At 73.6% G+C, this 16,145-nt stretch carries 14 protein-coding genes; 10 read left to right on the top strand and 4 right to left on the bottom strand.

The window, feature by feature from the left end; genetic code table 11:
- Positions 1-322 precede the first annotated feature (322 nt).
- The 5 genes from ACRWNP_RS18050 to ACRWNP_RS18030 all read left to right on the top strand — a co-directional run bounded on the left by ACRWNP_RS18050 (position 323) and on the right by ACRWNP_RS18030 (position 4,754).
- Positions 323-1,432 carry a hypothetical protein gene (locus tag ACRWNP_RS18050; protein WP_431962485.1) on the top strand — a complete coding sequence of 370 codons (1,110 nt, stop codon included), beginning with the start codon at positions 323-325 and terminating at the stop codon, positions 1,430-1,432.
- Between the two features lie 149 nt (positions 1,433-1,581).
- Positions 1,582-2,466 carry a hypothetical protein gene (locus ACRWNP_RS18045; RefSeq protein ID WP_431962483.1) on the top strand — a complete coding sequence of 295 codons (885 nt, stop codon included), beginning with the start codon at positions 1,582-1,584 and terminating at the stop codon, positions 2,464-2,466.
- 253 nt (positions 2,467-2,719) lie between these two features.
- Positions 2,720-3,070 (top strand): SMI1/KNR4 family protein, encoded by a 351-nt coding sequence (locus ACRWNP_RS18040; RefSeq protein ID WP_431962481.1) that lies wholly within the window; start codon positions 2,720-2,722, stop codon positions 3,068-3,070.
- A gap of 38 nt (positions 3,071-3,108) precedes the next feature.
- Complete coding sequence (locus tag ACRWNP_RS18035; protein WP_431962479.1) at positions 3,109-4,260, top strand: methyltransferase; 1,152 nt, start codon at positions 3,109-3,111, stop codon at positions 4,258-4,260.
- Between the two features lie 50 nt (positions 4,261-4,310).
- Positions 4,311-4,754 (top strand): archease, encoded by a 444-nt coding sequence (locus ACRWNP_RS18030; RefSeq protein WP_431962477.1) that lies wholly within the window; start codon positions 4,311-4,313, stop codon positions 4,752-4,754.
- A 33-nt stretch (positions 4,755-4,787) separates the two neighbouring features.
- Here the strand turns inward: ACRWNP_RS18030 and ACRWNP_RS18025 are convergent, their stop codons facing one another.
- Entirely contained in the window at positions 4,788-6,200 is a 1,413-nt protein-coding gene (locus ACRWNP_RS18025; RefSeq protein WP_431962475.1) for an RtcB family protein, read from the bottom strand.
- Between the two features lie 217 nt (positions 6,201-6,417).
- On the opposite strand from ACRWNP_RS18025, the gene ACRWNP_RS18020 reads away from it, so the two are divergent.
- The 4 genes from ACRWNP_RS18020 to ACRWNP_RS18005 all read left to right on the top strand — a co-directional run bounded on the left by ACRWNP_RS18020 (position 6,418) and on the right by ACRWNP_RS18005 (position 10,401).
- Entirely contained in the window at positions 6,418-6,774 is a 357-nt protein-coding gene (locus ACRWNP_RS18020) for a PRC-barrel domain-containing protein (protein WP_431962473.1), read from the top strand.
- Positions 6,775-6,814: 40 nt separating this feature from the next.
- Positions 6,815-6,982: a hypothetical protein gene (locus ACRWNP_RS18015; protein WP_431962471.1), complete on the top strand. Its 168-nt coding sequence runs from the start codon at positions 6,815-6,817 to the stop codon at positions 6,980-6,982.
- A gap of 124 nt (positions 6,983-7,106) precedes the next feature.
- Positions 7,107-8,987 (top strand): transketolase, encoded by a 1,881-nt coding sequence (locus tag ACRWNP_RS18010; RefSeq protein ID WP_431962469.1) that lies wholly within the window; start codon positions 7,107-7,109, stop codon positions 8,985-8,987.
- A 364-nt stretch (positions 8,988-9,351) separates the two neighbouring features.
- Positions 9,352-10,401, top strand: coding sequence for a hypothetical protein (locus ACRWNP_RS18005; protein ID WP_431962467.1), 1,050 nt, complete (start codon positions 9,352-9,354; stop codon positions 10,399-10,401).
- A gap of 379 nt (positions 10,402-10,780) precedes the next feature.
- On the opposite strand, the gene ACRWNP_RS18000 is transcribed toward ACRWNP_RS18005, so the two are convergent.
- Entirely contained in the window at positions 10,781-10,999 is a 219-nt protein-coding gene (locus ACRWNP_RS18000) for a hypothetical protein (RefSeq protein WP_431962465.1), read from the bottom strand.
- Between the two features lie 463 nt (positions 11,000-11,462).
- Here ACRWNP_RS18000 and ACRWNP_RS17995 point away from each other — a divergent pair, with 463 nt between their 5' ends.
- On the top strand, positions 11,463-11,999 hold the full coding sequence (locus ACRWNP_RS17995) for a precorrin-3B C(17)-methyltransferase (RefSeq protein WP_431962463.1): 537 nt from the start codon (positions 11,463-11,465) through the stop codon (positions 11,997-11,999).
- Positions 12,000-12,023: 24 nt separating this feature from the next.
- On the opposite strand, the gene ACRWNP_RS17990 is transcribed toward ACRWNP_RS17995, so the two are convergent.
- Positions 12,024-14,882: an FAD-binding and (Fe-S)-binding domain-containing protein gene (locus ACRWNP_RS17990; RefSeq protein WP_431962461.1), complete on the bottom strand. Its 2,859-nt coding sequence runs from the start codon at positions 14,880-14,882 to the stop codon at positions 12,024-12,026.
- 42 nt (positions 14,883-14,924) lie between these two features.
- A complete protein-coding gene (locus ACRWNP_RS17985; protein ID WP_431962459.1) occupies positions 14,925-16,103 on the bottom strand; it encodes an anhydro-N-acetylmuramic acid kinase in 1,179 nt (392 codons plus the stop codon).
- Positions 16,104-16,145 lie beyond the last annotated feature (42 nt).

The following is a 16,145-nucleotide window of genomic DNA, read 5'->3' as shown; positions in this document are numbered from 1 at the left end:
AGTGCCTCGACGGCCAACGTGCGGGCGACCGGTTTCCCCACCTTGGTAGGGTCCTTGGTGCCTCAACCCACCACCTGGCAAGGGACGTATGCCCATTGTGCCGTGGTCAACCCGCCACGCTGTCCACCGCCGGCCGGCCGGCGCACTTCGTGCAGCAGCCGCCGGACGTGCCGGCCGGGTGCCTGCGGGGCTGCGTGCCGCAGCGGCGGCGCTGGGCCTGGCCTTGCTGGCGGCAGGTTGCGACAGCGCCCCGGACCCGTCGGGCCTGCCGGTCAGGCCGGAAGGTGATGGGGGCGCGTGGCAGATCGACTACCGCAGCCCAGTGCCGGATTCCGGCCTCAACAGCCTGGTCACCGTCTCTGCCGACGAAGCGTGGGCCGTCGGCAGCATGGGCAAGCCCGACCACCGGCGCGGCAGTCTGCTGCATTATGCCGCCGGCCGTTGGAGCCCCGCGCAACTGCCCGTCGAGCTCCGCGGCGACCCCGAACTGAAGGCTGCGGCGTCGGGCCCGCATGACTTATGGATCTACCGTCGGGAGTCCATGCCGTATCCACCGTTCGAAGTGGAGGCGCGCCGACGGTATCCGCCGCCCTCGGAAGGCCCGGAGCAGCCGGACGGCGGGCGGCCCCGTCCGGCGATGCGCTGGGACGGCAAGCGCTGGCACCGGATACCCGTCCCTTTCCGCATCGCCACCCTGCGCGTGCTGTCCTCGCGCGACGCCTGGGCTGTCGACTGCCTGGGCGTCCTGTGGCACTGGGACGGCCGCCGCTGGCAACGAACCGAACTGCCGGTCCGGGTCCGTGATCTCGACGCCTCGTCTCCGGACAACGTCTGGGCCGTGGGCATGCGGATGGCCCTCACTCCCCCGTACCAGGTCATGGCGATGCACTACGACGGACACAGCTGGGAGCGGACGGGACTGCCGGAGCACCGCTTCACCCGGAACGGGGCGCTGCCCGGAGAGACCAGCACCCTCGGCTATGTCCGTGTCCTCGCTGCAGATGACGTGTGGGCGCTGGGGGCACACACCTGGGAGCCGGAGGACGAGGCGCCGACCGACCCGCCCTTCGAGCACTTTCTCATGCACTGGGACGGCCATCGGTGGAAGAGCTCCGCCTACCCGCCCAGAGCCGCCCACGACGCCGTGATACAGCCGGTGGCACCCGACGGCTCCGGGGGCCTGGTGCTGGGCGCCTGGCTGCGCCACACGCCCACCGGCCGGTATCTGGGCATCGACGCCCCGCCACGGGTCGAGGGCTGGACGAACACAGGGGTGGAGCCCTCGAAACGCCAATGGCTCTCGGTGTCGGACCTGGCGGCAGCACCCGGCACGCACACGCTGTTCGGGGCAGGCACCCTGCTCTCCCCCGAAGGGACGGCGAACAGCGGTAGCCGGGCGGTCATCGTCCGGTACCGGGCAGGGGCCGCGTGAGTTTGCGGCGAGTCCGTACCTGACCGGGCCTCGACCAGTCACGCCCTGAGCATGCTACGCGACCTGCGCGTTTAGGTGTCCGACGACTGTTGTATGGTTCGGATCCATTGATCGTTGCACAACTTTTCACCTCCCAGGGGGGAACTTTCATGCGCATTCGCCGCCTTGTGGCGATCACGGCTGCGGCCGGCACGCTCGTGCTCGGTCTCGCGGCCTGTGGTGACTCCACGAAGGACACGCCGAAGGCCGAGTCGACGCAGAGCTCCGCCAAGCCGGCGGAGAAGGAGATCTCCCCGGCTGAGGCCCTGCGGAACGCCGCCAAGGCGGTGGAGCAGCAGGCCTCCGCGAAGGTCGCCGTCGACACCGTCGACCCGGCCGACGGCAACGTCAAGGCCGAGGGCACCCTGAGCTGGAAGAAGGGCGCCGAGGGGGCCGAGCTGAGCATGGACCCCGGCTCCGACGCCGACATGCGGGACATGGCCGGCCCGGACGGCAAGGTCCACATGACGTTGGCGGACGGCAGCGTGTACCTCCCGGTCGAGGGGGAGATGGCCGCGGCCGCGGGCGGCAAGAAGTGGCTGAAGCTGGACGGCGCCTCCGCGGAGGACAACCCGGCCGACGACCTGCCGCACGGCCCCGCCGCGAGCCTTGCCGCCCTGTCCACCGCCACTGACCTCGCCAAGGCCGGCGAGGAGCAGGTGGCCGGTGCCGCGGCGACCCACTACACGGGCACGGTGGACATCAAGAAGCTGGCCGCGGACACCGCCGTCCTGGAGGTCATCACCAAGGACGAGCGCGACGCCTACGTCAAGGAACTGCACGCCACCGGCCTCAAGGGCACCGTCGAGATCGAGGTGTGGATCGGCGCCGACGACCTCGCTGTGAAGACCGTGGAGTCCGGTACGACCGCCAAGGGCCCGTCCAAGGTGACGATCGTGTACTCCGGCTACGGCCAGACCTCCGCCGTCAAGGCGCCCGCGGCCAAGGACGTCACCACGCTCGCCGAGATGATGCAGAACGCTTCCCAGGGCTGATGTCCCCACGTCGGTGGGTGCGCGGCGACCGCGCGCCCACCGGCCGAGCGGGCGCCATGGCAGGCCCCGGCGTCATGGATGAGCGCGCGCTGACGCCGGACTGGCTCTCGTCGTGGGCCGGCAGGGTCTCGCAGGCCCTGGCCCGGATGACGCAGCACTTCGAGCACACGCACGGGTATCCCCGGGGACGAACGCGGTCCGCCCGGCCGGGCGGGACGATCACGAGGCGGCGCGTGCCCTGGCCCGGGAGCGCTTGGCGCCCACTGACCTGATCACCCTCTACGGCAGCGTCGGCGAGGTCGTGTGGGCCGATGCCGGCAATGGATACTTCATCCGATCGCCGGACGACGTCCGGCGGTTCCTCGCGGAGTACGGGGCCGTCCGGGTCGGAGACGAGCCCGAGCCGTCCGGACCGGTGATCGCCTCGGACGGTGGCAGGCGCAGCTGCCCCACCGACCGCGAAGGCGCCGTGTGGCGGACCCGGACGGCGACACTGGGCGAACCCGGGACCGACCGGGTGGCGCGGGATCTGCGCGACTTCCTCGAGCTGCCGGAACGCTCGCTGATCCGCTTCGTCGCGACCGGCGACCCCGGGAGCCTGTAGCCGGGGGCGACGCGGGCAGCCCGTACCCTGAGGGGGCGATGAACCTCTTCAGCACGCCGTGGGGCGCACTCGAACTGACCCGATTCCCCGCGCAGCCGCGGGAGACGCTGCGGGCATGGGACGCCGCGGACGACTACCTGCTGCGGCACCTCGCGGAGACCGGCACGGACCTGACGGGCACCACCGTCGTCCTGGGCGACCGCTGGGGGGCACTGGCGACGGCGCTGGCCGCGCACCGGCCCACCCAGATCACGGACTCCCACCTCGGGCAGCAGGCCACGCGGGCGAACCTGCGGCGCAACGTCCCGGACGCCGAGGTGCGGATGCTGACCACGCGCGACGAGCCGCCCGCGCGCGTCGACGTGCTGCTCGTCCGGGTACCCAAGAGCCTCGCGCTGCTCGAGGACCAGCTGCACCGGCTGGCGCCCGCGCTGCACCCCGGCACCGTCGTCCTGGGCACCGGCATGGTCACCGAGATCCACACCTCCACGCTGCGCCTCTTCGAGCGGATCGTCGGGCCGACCCGCACCTCGCCGGCGGTGCGCAAGGCGCGGCTGATCTTCAGCACCCCCGATCCCTCGGTGGCCCGCGGGGCGAACCCGTGGCCCCTGCGGTACGCGCTGCCCGACGACATCGGCCCGTTGTCGGGCCGCACCGTCACCAACCACGCGGGCGTGTTCTGCGCGGACCACCTCGACATCGGCACGCGCTTCCTGCTCGCGCACCTGCCGGACCGCAAGGGCCCGGACCGTGTGATCGACCTGGGCTGCGGCAACGGTGTGGTCGGCACCGCGGTGGCACTGGCCAACCCGGACAGCGACGTGCTGTTCGTGGACGAGTCGCACCAGGCGGTGGCCTCCGCCGAGGAGACCTTCCGCGACATCGTCGGCCCCGGGGGCAAGGCCCGGTTCCTCGTCGGGGACGCCGCCGACGCCGCGGCCGCCGTCCGGCCCGGCGGGGCCGACCTCGTCGTCAACAACCCGCCGTTCCACTCCCACCAGGCGGTCACCGCCGCGACCGCCCAGCGCATGTTCGTCACCGCCCGGTCCGCGTTGCGGCCCGGGGGTGAGCTGCTGGTCATCGGGAACCGGCATCTGGGCTACCACGTGCGCCTGCGGCGGCTCTTCGGGAACTGCGAGGTCGTCGCGTCGAACCCGAAGTTCGTGATCCTGCGCGCCGTCAGGCGCTGACGCCGCCCCGCGGGAGACTTGAGGTCGCCTGGACCGGGCAGGCGCCCCCCATGGAGGACGAGACGTACGGCGGCGGACCGCAGGCGGGCGGGCACCGTGCGGTGCCGCACACCGCCGATGTGCGGATCGAGGCGTGGGGGCCGACCCGGGAGCAGTGCCTGGTGGAGGCCGTGCTGGGGCTGGTCGAGTGCTTCGCGGACGTCGCCGGGGTGCGGCCCGCGTGCGTGCGGCGGATACCGGTGGCGGAGGCCGCCGACGACGATCTGCTGGCTGATCTGCTCGACGAGGTCATCTTCCGCCTCGAGGTGCACGGGGAGGTACCCGTCGACGTCGAGGCGTCGGCGGACGACGGCGGGCTGGACGTACGAATGGCGGTGGCCGACGTGAGGTCGGTCGAGATGATCGGCGCGGTGCCGAAGGGGGTCTCCCTGGGCGAGCTCCACCTGGCGCCCGGCCCGTACGGGTGGACCTGCGCGGCGACGGTCGACGTCTGACCGCACGGTCCGCTGCCGGGCCGGCCCGCAGGGCTATCCCTTCACCACGCCCAGGGGCACCAGGCGGACGACCTTCCGGCACAGTCCGGCGCCCTCGCTCGCCTCCACCACCGCCGAGACGTCCTTGTACGCCTCGGGCGTCTCCTCGGCGAGGCCGCGCAAGGACGAGGCGCGGACCGCGATCCCCCGGGCCTCCAGCCGGGCCCGCAACTCCCTGCCGCTCACCCCGCGCGCGGCCTGGTGCCGGCTCTGCTCGCGGCCGGCCCCGTGGCAGGTCGAGTGGAAGGCGTCGCCTCGGGGAACCCCGGTCAGGACGTACGAGCAGGTGCCCATGGTGCCGGGGATGAGCACCGGCTGACCGACGCCGCGCAGGTCGGCGGGCAGGTCCGGGTGGCCGGGCGGCAGCGCCCGGGTGGCGCCCTTGCGGTGGACGCACAGGGTGCGCGGCGCGCCCTCCACCTCGTGCTCCTCGATCTTCGCCAGGTTGTGGGACACGTCGTAGACGAGGGCCAGACGCACGCCCGCCTCGCGGCGGAAGACCCGGCGGGACAGCTCTCCGAGGAGCTGGCGGTTGGCCCGGGCGTAGTTGGCGGCGGCCGCCATCGCGCCGAGGTAGGCGCGGCCTTCGGGCGAGTCGACAGGGACGCAGGCGAGCTGCCGGTCGGGGACCTCGATGCCGTACCGCCGCATGATCCGGTCCATCGCACGTACATGGTCGGAGCAGATCTGGTGCCCCAGCCCCCGTGAACCGCAGTGGATCATCACGCAGACCTGGCCGAGCGCGAGGCCGAAGGCGCCCGCGACCGGCTCGTCGTAGACCTCGGCGACCTCCTGCACCTCGAGGAAGTGATTGCCCGAGCCGAGGCTGCCGACCTGCCCGAGGCCCCGTTCGCGGGCGCGGGCGCTCACCTGGGCGGCGTCCGCGCCGGCCACGGTGCCGTCGTCCTCGCACCGCCGCAGGTCGCCCTCCTCGCCGTGGCCCTCCTCCACGGCGTAGCGCGACCCGCCCACCAGCACGCGTTCCAGCCGGCGGTCGCTCCCCAGATGCCAGACGGCTCCGGTGCCCGCGCCGCGGGGCGTGTCCTGGCCCAGACCGTCCATGATCGCGGGCAGGGCGGGCCGGAGCGTCCTGCGGTCGCAGTCGGCGGCCAGCAACCGGACGCCGCAGGAGATGTCGAAGCCCACCCCGCCCGGGGAGACCACGCCGCCCTCGGCGACGTCGGTCGCGGCCACCCCTCCGATGGGGAAGCCGTAGCCCCAGTGCACGTCCGGCATGGCGTACGAGGCTCCGACGATGCCCGGCAGCGCCGCCACGTTGACGACCTGCTCCAGGGCCTTCTCGGCATGGCTCAGCAGGGCGCGCGAGGCGAACACGACGCCGGGAACGCGCATCCGCGCGCTCGGGCCGATGCGGAAACGGTAGGATTCCTCTTCCACGACATCCATCACGGCCTCCGGGGCCGGTCGGCAGGCGAACGCCCCCCAGGTGTCGGGTTGCCACGCCTGACGGCGGTAAACGACGTGCCCCGGCCGGATGCCGGTTCCGGACGTAGCATGAGAAATGGGCCGGTGCGCTGTCACAAGCGACGACCTGCAAGGGCGGTCCTGATGCGTCCGCGTCGGGGCACGGTGCCGAATCGGCGCTCCACCGAGGGGCAGCGCAATGATCCATTCAGCCGATATCCGCGAGTGGCGCGACCGCGACGTCATCGACCCGAAAGGGCACAAGATCGGCGCACTGGAGGCGATCTACGTCGACACCTCCACCGACGAACCGGCGATGGCGACGGTGCGAACCGGCCTGCCCACGCGGCAGCGACTGGTCTTCGTCCCCCTCGACGAGGCGGTCGTCGGGCCCGGCTACGTCAAGGTCACCCAGTCCAAGGGGCTGGTGAAGAAGGCCCCGTCCATCGGGACGGACGACGTCCTGCCCGCCGAGCAGGAAGGGGAGATCTTCCAGTACTACGACATGGCCTACCACCCGGGCGCCGGTGGCGAACGGAAGCTCGCCCGCCGCTGATCGCCTCGCGCCCCACCGGGCCAAGGAGGTGTTTCCGGCCATGGCGCTCTTCCTGTTCCTGCTCCTGGTGGCCGTGGTCCTCGGGCTCATCGGCGTGGTCGCCGAGGGTCTGCTCTATCTGCTGGTCATCGGCATCGTCGTGCTCGTGCTCGACCTGGTGTACGTCGTCGTCAGATGGCGGCGTTCACGTGGTGGGCCGCTGCGCTGAGACCGGGCCGGAGGCGCCGGGAGGGTGCGTGCGGCCGGAACCGGCGGGCGAGGCGCACCTTCGCGCCCGGGAGGGGTAGCAGGCATCAGGTAAGCAGAGTCCCCGCGCGAAGAGGGAGTCCGTCATGACGGACCAGAAAGCCGCCGCCCACCCGATCGGGCCCGACAGCGACCTGGAACAGGTCTTCGAACTCGCCCAGCAGCTCCGTGTGGACTCCGTGCGGGCCAGCACCGCGGCCGGCTCGGGCCACCCAACCTCCAGCCTGTCCGCCGCCGATCTGATGGCGGTGCTGATGGCGCGTCACCTGCGCTACGACTGGCAGCAGCCCGAGAACCCGGCCAACGACCACCTCATCTTCTCCAAGGGACACGCCTCTCCCCTGCTCTACGCGATGTTCCACGCCGCGGGCGCCGTCGACGAGCAGGAGCTCATGACGACCTACCGCACCTTCGGAGCCCGCCTCCAGGGCCACCCCACCCCCGTCCTGCCCTGGGTGGACGTGGCGACCGGGTCGCTTGGCCAGGGCATCGCCTACGGCGTGGGCATCGCCCTGGCGGGACGGGACCTGGAGCACGAGCCGTACCGGGTATGGGTGTTGTGCGGCGACAGCGAGATGGCCGAGGGATCGGTCTGGGAGGCCCTGGACAAGGCCGGTCAGCGGCAGCTGCCCAACTTCGTCGCGATCGTCGACGTCAACCGGCTCGGCCAGCGCGGCCCGACGGAACTCCAGTGGGACACCGCGGCGTACGCCCGCCGCATCGAGGCGTTCGGCTGCCGCGCTCTGGTCGTCGACGGGCACGACCTCGAGTCCGTCGACCGGGCGCTGACCACCGCGGCCGACGGTCAGGTGCCCACCGTGATCGTGGCGAGGACGGTCAAGGGACAGGGCGTCCCGGAGGTCGCCGACCACGAGGGCTGGCACGGCAAGCCGCTGCCGCCCGACCTCGCGGAGCACGCCATCGAGGAACTGGGCGGCCTGCGCCACCTGACCGTCCGTGGTCCGCGGCCGCCCGAGGCCGCGCCGCGCCCGCCGGTGACCGCGACGACGCCCATGGACCTGCCGCGCTTCCAGCGGGGGGACGAGGTCGCCACCCGGGTCGCCTTCGGCAAGGCGCTGGTGGCCGTGGGTGCCCGCCCCGACGTCGTGGTCCTGGACGCCGAGGTCGGCAACTCCACGCACGCGGAGGACTTCGGCAAGGCCTATCCCGAGCGGTACTTCGAGACGTACATCGCCGAGCAGCAGATGATCGCCTCGGCCGTGGGCATGGCCGTGCGCGGCTACCGTCCGTACGCCGCGACGTTCGCGGCGTTCCTCACCCGGGCCCACGACTTCATCCGCATGGCGGCCATCTCGCAGATCTCCATGGCTCTTTCCGGCAGCCACTGCGGCGTGGAGATCGGTGCCGACGGCCCCTCCCAGATGGGCGTGGAGGACCTGTCGATGATGCGCGCGGTCCACGGGTCCACCGTGCTCTACCCCAGCGACGCCACCTCCGCCGCCGCGCTGACGGCCGCCCAGGCCGACCTCGACGGCATCTCCTACCTGCGCACCACGCGCGGCGCGTATCCCGTGCTGTACGGGCCCGAGGAGAGCTTCCCCGTCGGCGGTTCCAAGACGCTTAGGCAGTCGGGCGAGGACCAGGTCACCCTCGTCGGCGCCGGGGTCACCCTGCACGAGTGCCTGGCCGCGGCCGACGCGCTGGCCGCCGAGGGCATCACGGCCCGGGTGATCGACCTGTACTCCGTCAAGCCCGTGGACGCCGACGCCCTCGTGCGCGCCGCCGGCGACACCGGTGCCCTCGTCGTCGCCGAGGACCACCACCCCGAAGGCGGCCTCGGTGAGGCCGTCCTGTCCGCCCTCGCCGCGCGCCGCCAGGGCCCGGCCTTCGCCCACCTGGCCGTCCGTGACCTGCCCGGCTCCGGCACCGCGGAGGAACTCCTGGACGCCGCCGGCATCTCCCGTACGCACATCGCCGAGGCCGCGCGACGCCTGGCCTCGGGCTGAGCCACGGCGCGTCCGGTACGAGCACCGGCGGCCGTCGTCCCCGGACGGCGGCCGCCGTGCACGTGCACGCGCACGCGCCGTCGGGAACACCCAGCCCCCCAGGCCCTCGAACCCGGCCCGCCACGCACGCGGTGGCATGGGGCCGTCACCTGTACGGGCTAACCGGGCCGCCGGCCGGGGCGCCCCTCGGCAGTCCGCAGGGACCGGCGCCGGGCGCCGGCGCGGGCCCCGGCCCCGCGTCCCCTCGCCGGGCGATCTTCATCCGCTTCGCCCACGCTGGTGCCGGTGCCCGCCCCACCCGGCGGCGCCGCCGCACGCCACGGCGGCCTTCACGGCCGCCACGACACCCCACAAGGGAGCAGGCATGACATTGACGACGGATGCGCTCATACCAGCGCTCGAGGATGTGCGGGAGGCACACGCCGCGGTGGTCGACCGGTTCCGGGCCGACATGGCCGTCACCCCCGTCGGTCCCCATCGGCAGACCCTGGAACGTCATGCCGCCCAGACCGAGCACCACATCGCCCGCATCGACACCCACGTCCGCGACATGCGGCCGCGCCATCTGCTGCGGGACACCGGCGACATGGTCCGGACCGCGTCGGCGGGCGCGCTCCGCACGGCCATGGCGCCCCTGCACGTCGGCGCCCGCATGGTCCGCGGCGTCCTGCCGGGACGGGCACGGGCCGACGAGCACCAGTTGCTGAAGAACACCGAGGACGAGTACACCGCCACCGCGCGGGCCCTCGCGGCCTGCCGTGCGGGCGAGAGCATCGCCACCCTCGCGCAGGACGACCGTGCCACCGCGCTGCTGACCACGCTGCGCCGCCAGGACGAACAGCTCCTGCGCGAACTGGAGTCCAGCGTCGAGGAACAGGCGCTGGCCGTGGCCACCACGGCGGCCGGCAACGGTCACCACGCCCACGGCGCGGCCGGCCTGGCCGACGCGGCCGTCCGCACGCTGCGCACCACGGCCCAGCGGCTCCAGGCCGTCTGGACGGGCACGCAGCCGGCGCCCCGTCCCGCCGCCGACGCATCCCGGCCCGCCGGGAAGGCCCCGAAGGCCCACCCGCCCATGGCCCGGCACGTGGACCTCCCGCTGGCGGACTACGACCGGCTCCCCGTCGCCGAGATCATCCAGCGGCTGCGGATGTTCTCGCAGGCGGACCTCTCCGTCATCGAGGACTACGAACGCGAGCACGGCGACCGGGTCGGCATCCTGAACGCCATCGAGAACCTGCGCGGCAACCAGCCCTGGCCCGGCTACGACACCATGAGCCCGGATCAGATCACCGCTCGGCTGCGCGGCGCCGAACCGCTGGTGGCCCGGCAGGCCATGGACTACGAGCGGCAGCACCGCCGGCGCCCCGACGTCATCAGCGCCGCCAAGCAGCGCACCCGCGCCGCCGTCTGAACCGGGTTCACGAGGTCCCCGCCGTGGCACCACGGCGGGGACCCACGCGTGGACGCGGCCGGCACCGCGCACCATGCCGCGTTGTGCGCCGCGTCTCACATGGAGGGGGTGTGGGCTGCGAGAGGGTCGCCCGGACCGACACACTCCCGACGGGCGGGTCCGGGACGCCGACCGGTGTCCGGGACTGCGCCGTACGCCGGAGCCGCCATGCGTCACCACGGCCGGGGTACGCGTAGACCATGGGCAGCAGAAGGGAGCACTCCCATGGCCGACTCATCACTGAAGGCCGTCGGCTGTGGCGCGGCCGGTCTGCAGCGGCCCCGGGTTGTGCCGGCCGTCGGGCTGACGGTGTTGCTGCGGGCGGGGGTGTGACGGTCGGTCAGGGTCGGAAGACGTCCGGCGAGTGGGTCAGCGGGGCGTTGTGCACGGACGCCGAGTTGTACGTCCAACGGTCATCATGGGCCTGCCGGCGGCGGGACTGCTCGATGAGCAGGCCGTCGGCGTTCTCCGTGGGGCGGTTGCCGCGGCGCAGGAGCTTGACGACCAGGTACGTCACGAAGGACGTGAGCAGGAGCAGAAAGATCCCGAGTTCCACCACAGCGGCTCTCCCCCGTCTGTCACCACGTGACGTGCATCATAGCCGCAGGGCGATGGCTTGTCCGTCCTGTTGAGCCCCATTTGAGCTTGGGGGAATCCCGGTCGGCGCCGGGGGTGCAGAGCCAGGAGACGGTGTTCTCCGCCGCGGGAGTGTGGCCGCTGCCGGCGCTGTTGACGGCCGGATCCGGCGGGTCCGCCCGGGACGAGCTCGAGCGCGCGGCGGGGATCGGGGCCGGTGAGGCAGCCGAGGCCGCAAGGCCGCTGCTCTCGCGTCTGGACGCGCTCCCCGGCGTGGCATCCGCGACCGGGCCGTGGAGCAAGGCTTCGGTGCCGGAGCCCGGGTGGGCCGGCACGTTGCCGCCGGCCTCGCACGGGGTGCCGAGCGGTGACGTCCCGGCTGACCGCGGGGCGTTGGACGCGGCGCCGCCCGCCACCGCGTCCACGACACATGGCATGATCGCGCCATGGCACACGCACGCCGCCGCTTCGCCGGCACACTGGCGCTGGTCCTGCTCGCGGCCCTCGCGGGATGCGCCGATCCGGCCGCCGACCCACGGGCCGGGGGCCCGGATCCCGTGGGAAAGGGCTTCTGCCCGCCGCCGGAGGCGCCGCAGGCGGAACCCTCGCCGTGCATCACCTTCGACTGGAACCAGCGGGTCGCGGAGAACCACGCCTATCGCAGTCCCCTGCCGATCACCGAGGAGCAACGCCGACAGGCGGCGCCGAAGGCGGAAGCACTGGCGGCGGCCCTGACTCGGCTGGCGGCCTCGGGGACCTCGCAGGACGCGCTGCGCGCGGCGGCAGCGCGAGCCCTGTCGTTGACACCGTCTCAGATCGAAGTGAGGGGTGCCCACTTCGACCCCCCGCGCGATGTGCTGGTCGGCGGTGGCGAGGGGCGCGTGTGCGTCAACGGCACCGTGGACGGCGGGGGGAAGGCGCACGCCGAGGTGGTCGGGCGCACCGCGGACGGGACGTGCCTGCCGGGGCTGGGCGGACACTGAGCCCGCCGGTCGTCTGTCGCCCCGTCAGGCGGTCGCCTCGTCCAGCAGCTCCAGGACATGCCGGTAGGGGCGGCCGGTGGCACGGCTCATGCCCATCTCGCAGGTGCGGTTGCACGAGGCGTACGCGTCGAACGTGCCCGCGGTGATCTCCGCCGTCTGGGCGGCCGTCGCGGACCGCGTGACCTCCGGGTGGAGCAGACCGCGGTCCCCGGCGAAGGCGCAGCAGCCCCAGTTGTCGGGGACGGTGACCTGTTCGCTGACCGCGGCCGCGACCTGGCGCAGGGCGTCGTCGACGCCCAGGTGGACGGTGGAGCAGGTGGGGTGCAGGGCCATGCTGCCCATGCGGCGCGGGGCGGGCAGGGCGGGCAGCAGGTGCTCGGCGGTGAAGGCGACACTGTCGACGAAGCGCAGGGCTTGGAACCGGGCGCGGTCGGACTCCGGCAGCATGTCGGCCAGTTGTTGCAGCCCGTGGGTGCAGGAGGACGCGTCGCACACGACCGGCAGCCGTCCGCCGTCGCCGGCCTCCCACAGCGCTTCCAGCGTCCGGCCGGCCATGGTGCGGTGCCCGTCGGTGTAGCCCTTGGACTGCCACGGCGTGCCGCAGCACAGGCCGGTCAGACCCTCCGGGACGATGACCTGGACGCCGGCGCGTTCGCACAGCCGCAGGAAGGCGGCGGCCGCTCCGCCGCCTTCTCCCTCGGGGGCGAAGACACTGCCGATGCAGGCGGCGAAGAACACCGCTCGCGCCCCTTCGGGGTGCCGTGGGGCCGGGCGGGCCGGGCCGCCGCGCGGGACGTCACCGGACCAGCTGGGCACCAGTTCCGTCGCCCCGAGCTTGCGGACCGCGCCGGTGGCCGCCCGGGTGACCGGGGCGGGCAGCGCGTGAGCGGTGTTGAGCGCCGCGCGCACCCCGTTGACGGCGCTCCCCCAGTGCCGGGCGGTGGCGTTGCCCAGGCGCTGGGCGGTGGGACTGTGGCGCCGCGCGCGCAGGCGCTTCATGACAGCGCCGGTGTCGATGGTGACCGGGCAGGCGGTGACGCAGAGGCTGTCGGCCGCACAGCTGTCGACGGCCGCGTACGCGTAGTCCGCCTCCAGGGCGCGGCGGCGCTCCTCGTCGCCCGCGGCGGTGGCCAGGGCGATCTCACGCTGCAGGGCGATGCGTTGCCGGGGCGTGGTGGTCACGTCGGCGGTGGGGCAGACCGGTTCGCAGTAGCCGCACTCGACGCACGCGTCGACGGCCGGGTCGACCGGGGGCACGCTCTTGAGGTCGCGCAGGTGCGCGGCCGGGTCGCCGGTCAGCAGGACGCCGGGGTTGAGGACGTCGTGCGGGTCGCAGAGCCGCTTCAGCTCGCGCATGACGTCGTACAGCTCGTCGCCGTACTGGCGCTGGACGAAGGGGGCCATGGCGCGGCCGGTGCCGTGCTCGGCCTTGAGGGTGCCCCCGGCGTCCAGGACGAGGTCGACCATCGCGTCGGTGAAACGGGCGTAGCGCTCGGTCTCGGCGCGGGTGTCGAAGTCCTGGGTGAGCATGAAGTGCAGGTTGCCGTCGCGGGCGTGGCCGAAGATGACCGCGTCCTGGTAGCCGTACCGGTCGAAAAGGCCGATGAGGCCCTCGCAGGCGCCGGTCAGGCGCTCCATGGGCACCGCGATGTCCTCCAGCAGCGCGGTCGTCCCGGCGGGCCGGGCCCCGGCTACGGCCGTGTACAGGCCCTTGCGCTGGTGCCAGAGCCGGCCGCGCACGGCCGCCTCGCGGGTGAGCGCGGACCCGGTGACCGCGGGCAGCCGGTCCAGGACCGGCCGGGCGGCGGCCACGGTGGCGTCGAGTGCCTCGGCGCTGTCCTCGGCGAACTCCACCAGCAGGGCGGCGTGGCCTTCCACCCGCAGCCCGCGCAGTTCCTCGACGGGGTCGGCGGCCTGCTGCGCGACGCGCAGGGAGGCGGCGTCGAGGAGCTCGGCGGTGCGGGCACCGGCGGCCAGCAGCGCGGGCAGGGCGTCGGTCGCCTCGGCGAGGCCCGGCAGGATCAGCAGACCGGTGGCCGTGTGCGGCAGCACGGGGACGGTGCGGAAGACGGCCTCGCCGACGAAGCCGAGGGTGCCCTCGCTGCCGATCATCAGGTGGGCGAGGATCTCGGCGGGCTCGGTGTGGTCGAGGAACGAGTTGAGCCCGTAGCCCATGGTGTTCTTCATCGCGAACAGCCGCTCGATGGTGGCGCGTGAGGCGGCCGAGCCGCGGACCCGGTCGCGCAGCCGGAGCAGTCCGGCGTGGAGGTCGGGCTCGTGGGCGCGCAGCGCGGCGTCCGCGTCGCGGGCGGCGGTGTCGACGACGGTGCCCGAGGGCAGCACGAACTGCAACGACTCCATGGTGCGGTAGGCGTTGTCCTGGGTGCCGCAGTTCATGCCGCTGGAGTTGTTGGCGACGAGCCCGCCGATGGTGCAGGCGCTCTCGCTGGCCGGGTCGGGGCCGAGGCGGCGGCCGTGGCGGGCGAGGCGTGCGTTGGCCTGGCGCACCGTGAGTCCCGGTTGGAGCCGGATGCGCCTGCCTTCGTCGAGGACTTCGGCGGAGCGCCAGTGCGTGCGGACGTCGACCAGGATCCCGTCGCCGCCGGCCTGCCCCGCCAGGCTGGTGCCGCCGGAGCGCAGCGTCAGCGGCACGCCGGCCCGGCGCGCCCCGGCCATGAGCGCGCCGATCTCGGCGGCGGAGGCGGCGCGCACCACGGCCTGCGGCGTGAAGAGGTACGGCGAGGCGTCGTGGGCGGCCGCGACCCTGCGGGGCACGTCGGTGGAGACCCGTGAGGCGTCGGCCACACATGCCGTCAGCCACCCGGCCGGTCCGGGGTCGTCGGTGCGGGACGTGGTGGCGGGAGTGGCGGCGGCAGTGCTCATGGCTCCTCGGGTACGACGGTACGACGCGACGGCGGCCGACGGTCAGCGGGCGGGGTCGGTGATCCGCAGCAGGCGGGGCGGCCGTGCGGCAGGTTCGGGCAGCCGCAGCGGGGCCAGGCCGGGGGTGATGCTGCCCAACAGCGTGGCGCGGCGGGCGCCGGTGCCCGAAGGGAGGGTGCCGGGCAGACCGTTGACGGTGAGGAAGCCGAGCACGGCGAAGGCGAGCGCCTCCTTGGCGTCGGAGGGCAGGCCCAAATCGTCGCTGGGGCGCAGCGTCACGCCGGGCAGTTCCTCGCCGATCATGCGCATCAGCACCGGGTTGCGGGCGCCTCCGCCGGAGACGACCAGGCTGGTGACCCCGTGCGCCCGGCAGGCGTCGGCGACGGTGACGGCGGTGAGCCTGGTCAGGGTGGCGAGGACGTCGTCGGTTCCTGGTGTGGGCACGGCGGCCAGGGCCCGCTGCAGATAGGGCAGGTGGAAGAGTTCCTTGCCTGTGCTCTTCGGTGCGGGCCTGCGGTAGTAGGGGTCGTCGAGGAGGACCTCGAGCAGGTCGGGGTCGGTGCGTCCGGCGGCGGCGCGGCGGCCGTCCTCATCGAAGGCGGCGGCGCCGCCGGTGAAGTGGCGTACGGCCGCGTCCAGCAGGGCGTTGGCGGGGCCGGTGTCGAACGCCAGGGGCTCGGCGGCGGGGGCGACGACGGTGATGTTCGCGATGCCGCCGAGGTTGAGGGCCGCGGGCACTCCGGGCAGCCCGCGCAGCAGCAGGGTGTCGGTCATCCCGACGAGCGGGGCGCCCTGGCCGCCCGCGGCGACGTCCCTGCCGCGCAGGTCGGACACCACCGGCAGTCCGGTGGCCTCGGCGACCCAGGCCGGCTGGCCCAGTTGCAGGGTGCCGCGGACGACGCCGTCCTCGACCCAGTGGTGCATCGTCTGGCCGTGGGACACGACCAGGTCGGCGGCGCCCCCGCACAGCTCTTCGAGCGCGCGTGCCGCGGCCCCGGCGAAGGCCTGGCCGACACCGGTGTCCAGTGCGCACACGGCCTCGGTGGTCGTCGTCGCGGGCGGCAGCGTCGCACCGATGAGGTCCCGCAGGTCGTCGGCGTAGGGCACGGAAAGGTGGCCGAGCGGCCGCATGAGCAGGGTCTCGCCGTCCAGGGTGAGGTCGGCGGCGGCCGCCTCGATGGCGTCGTACGAGGTGCCCGACATCAGGCCGATCACGCGCATGGCTTCTCCCAACTGTCCGGTCCGGTGCGGTCGTGCGGTCCC

The sequence above is a fragment of the Actinacidiphila sp. bgisy160 genome (assembly GCF_965342435.1).
Taxonomy (GTDB): domain Bacteria; phylum Actinomycetota; class Actinomycetes; order Streptomycetales; family Streptomycetaceae; genus Actinacidiphila.
This window is presented reverse-complemented; position numbering and strand designations above follow the sequence as displayed.